The following is a 3,149-nucleotide window of genomic DNA, read 5'->3' on the forward strand; positions in this document are numbered from 1 at the left end:
GTAGATAAATAATACTGTCAGACGGTGAGAGATACCCGCTTTCAGTAAACGATGGTGTAAATGACGTTTATCAGCCACAAAAGGGGATTTTCCGCGTTTGAGACGGGAAATAATCACCGTGGACATATCGAGGAGAGGAACCGCGAGGATGAGATAGGGTAATAGGACGGCGGTAACGGCAACAGTAGTCACAGCAGTAGTTTTAGCCAATCCAATCACCGCCACACCCGCGAGGGTAAAACCCATAAAATAGGCCCCACCATCCCCCATAAAAATTTGGGCGGGGTTAAAATTGTAACGCAGAAAACCCAAGGCCCCACCCGCTAAAGCGGCGGCGATAATAGCGGCGGCCGGTTGTCCCATCACCAAAGTTACAATCAAAATCACCACGGCAGATATACCCGAAACCCCTGCCGCTAATCCATCTAAACCGTCAATCCAATTAATCGCGTTAGCCATCCCCACTAACCAGAGGAGAGTAACTGGCAAACTTAGCCAATGAATTTGTAATAAATCGCCGAAGGGAATAGAGAGGAAATCGATCCTAACGCCAGCTTGCCAAGCTAGAAAAGCGACGCTAAACTGCATTACCAGACGATTGAGGGGGGAAAGATTAAAAAGATCATCCGCTAGACCGATGAGGAAAAAGCCCAAACCGCCTAGGGTTACGCCCCACACTTCCCATTCTCGATCGCTGTTTAAACCTGCAAACCCTCCCAACCACCAAACAATCAGGAGGGCAGTTAAAGCGCCGACAAAAATCGAAACTCCCCCCAGTCGAACCATAGGCTTTTCATGGACCTTCCTTTCGTTGGGTTTATCGACGTAACCGCTTTTCAGTCCGACGGTTCTGACGAGGGGGGTACTCCAAAGTACCACGGTATGGGCGATCAGAAAAGCAATTAGATAGTATAAATCTCCAGACATGGGAATTGGGGGGCGATTTAATTCACAATTGGCCACTGACAGGCAATCGCCAATTATGAGTTTTTATTATCTCTCGTTTTAGGCCAAGGCGGGGACGGAAATATGGAGATGGGGATAGAGGGGGAAGCTTTCACAAAGTTTCCCTACCCGTTGACGGCAAGCAGTTCTCAGGGCTTCATCACCGGAATTAAGGAGAATATCGGCGATAATGTTGCCAATCTCGATAAATTCCGTTTCTCCTAGTCCTCTGGTGGTCATAGCCGGGGAACCCAAGCGCAGACCACTGGTGACAAAGGGAGACTCGGGATCGAAGGGAACAGTATTTTTATTAGCGGTAATATTGATAGTACTCACCAAGCGATCGGCTTCTTTCCCGGTCATGCCCACGGATCTTAAATCGAGTAACATCAAGTGATTATCCGTACCATCAGTGACAATTTTAATCCCTCTAGCCTTCAACTGACCGGCTAAAGCTTGGGCATTAGCGATTACTTGGCCCGAATAGATTTTAAACTCCGGTTTCAATGCTTCCCCAAAAGCCACCGCTTTCGCTGCAATCACGTGTTCTAGGGGACCGCCTTGGGTACCGGGGAAGACGGATTTATCGAATTTTTTGCCTAATTCCTCGTCTTTGGTCATAATTAAACCCCCCCTAGGACCGCGCAGGGTTTTGTGAGTGGTGGTAGTGACCACATCACAGTGGGGTAGGGGGTTAGGATGATGACCAGTGGCCACTAAACCGGCAATATGGGCGATATCTGCCATCAGGTAGGCCCCCACTTCGTCAGCGATGGCGCGGAATTTCTCGAAATCAATCTGGCGCGAGTAGGCAGAATAACCGCAGATAATTAGTTTGGGTTTTTCCTTGCGGGCGATGTCAAGGATGAGATCGTAGTCGAGGAGTTCGGTTTCGGGACTTACTCCGTACTGTACGACTCGGAACCATTTCCCGGAAACGTTAACGGGGGAACCGTGGGTAAGATGACCACCGTGGGAGAGATCCATGCCCATAATCGTATCGCCTGGCTGCAAGAGGGTCAGGAAAACGGCGAAATTAGCTTGGGCCCCGGAGTGGGGTTGTACGTTAGCGTGATTTGCCCCAAATAGTCGTTTAACCCGATTGATCGCTAATTGTTCCGCTTCGTCAACGTATTCGCAACCGCCATAGTAGCGTTTTTTGGGCAGTCCTTCCGCGTATTTGTTGGTTAAAACCGAACCCTGGGCGGCCATGACGGCAGCCGAGGTAAAGTTTTCACTAGCGATTAATTCTAGGTGATCTCTTTGACGTTGCAGTTCTTTTTGCAAAATCCCTGCGATCGCTGGATCGGTCAGGGATAGTATATCTAAGTTCGTATCAGTCACGGTTACTCGATCCTTTCTTTAACAATTTACCTGTAATCCTTCGGTCACTTTCTCCATTTTGGCACAATCTCTAATCTTCCGACACACCAGTGAGCTTAATTGCTTCTCTTCGGGATCGATCATCGATTGTCAACTGTTAGCGGTCAAATCTTCATTTTTAGTCCATAAGTGATAGTAAGTAGGTAGGCGTTAAAAATTATCAGACACCCCCCTTATCAAGGGGGAATTAAAGGGGGGACTAAGGGGGGATCGGCACCCCCCTTATCAAGGGGGGCAGGGGGGATCGAACCTAAAATCCATTTTTAATTTAATTATAACCAGCTACTTAATATTAGCCAATAGAACCCCCCAAAGGCTGGGATTGAGTGATAAAATCGGCAATAAAGCCCAATTTTAGCGGTAATTTTCCCTTGAAAAATAACAACTTAGTAGAAATTCTAGAAAAAGTTGACAAATCACAAAAATAGGGGGGGATTACCTTCAAGATAACCACCGGAAAACTACCATTAATTAGGGCTGGCTGAAAAAATCTAAAAACCTTATTGGGTAAGATTTTTAGACTTTTTTCCCCTCAAAAAGTGCCAGCCATTGCGGGGATCGGAGGGAAATTTCAGGGACTTTTTCCCTGAAAATTAGGTGGTTGACCCCCTCAAAATCCCTACACCCTACACCCTACACCCCACACCCTGCCCCCACCAATACACTTTTTCAGCACACCCTAATTATCTGTAATCAACCGGTATTTCTCATCCCTGCGGCAATACCATTAATCGTCATTAAAGCGCCCCTTAATAACTCCTCTTTAGAATAGCGGAAATGAATCACACCGGATTGAGCTTGACTATTGTATTGACGTAAAC

General features: G+C 47.1%; 3 protein-coding genes. All 3 read right to left on the bottom strand.

Translation table 11 applies throughout. The annotated features are described in order from the left end of the window. Nucleotides 1-927, bottom strand: a 927-nt coding sequence (locus PX484_RS17615) for a glycosyltransferase family 4 protein (protein ID WP_288104945.1), incomplete at its 3' end; no start/stop codon positions are given. Nucleotides 928-1,005: 78 nt separating this feature from the next. Beyond that, complete coding sequence (gene glyA / locus PX484_RS17620; RefSeq protein WP_287668773.1) at nucleotides 1,006-2,289, bottom strand: serine hydroxymethyltransferase; 1,284 nt, start codon at nucleotides 2,287-2,289, stop codon at nucleotides 1,006-1,008. Nucleotides 2,290-3,021: 732 nt separating this feature from the next. Beyond that, nucleotides 3,022-3,149, bottom strand: a 128-nt coding sequence (locus tag PX484_RS25835) for a phosphoenolpyruvate carboxylase (protein ID WP_353853206.1), incomplete at its 5' end; no start/stop codon positions are given.

This window comes from Microcystis sp. M49636_WE2 (genome assembly GCF_030065375.1).
GTDB classification, from domain to species: Bacteria; Cyanobacteriota; Cyanobacteriia; order Cyanobacteriales; family Microcystaceae; genus Microcystis; species Microcystis aeruginosa_C.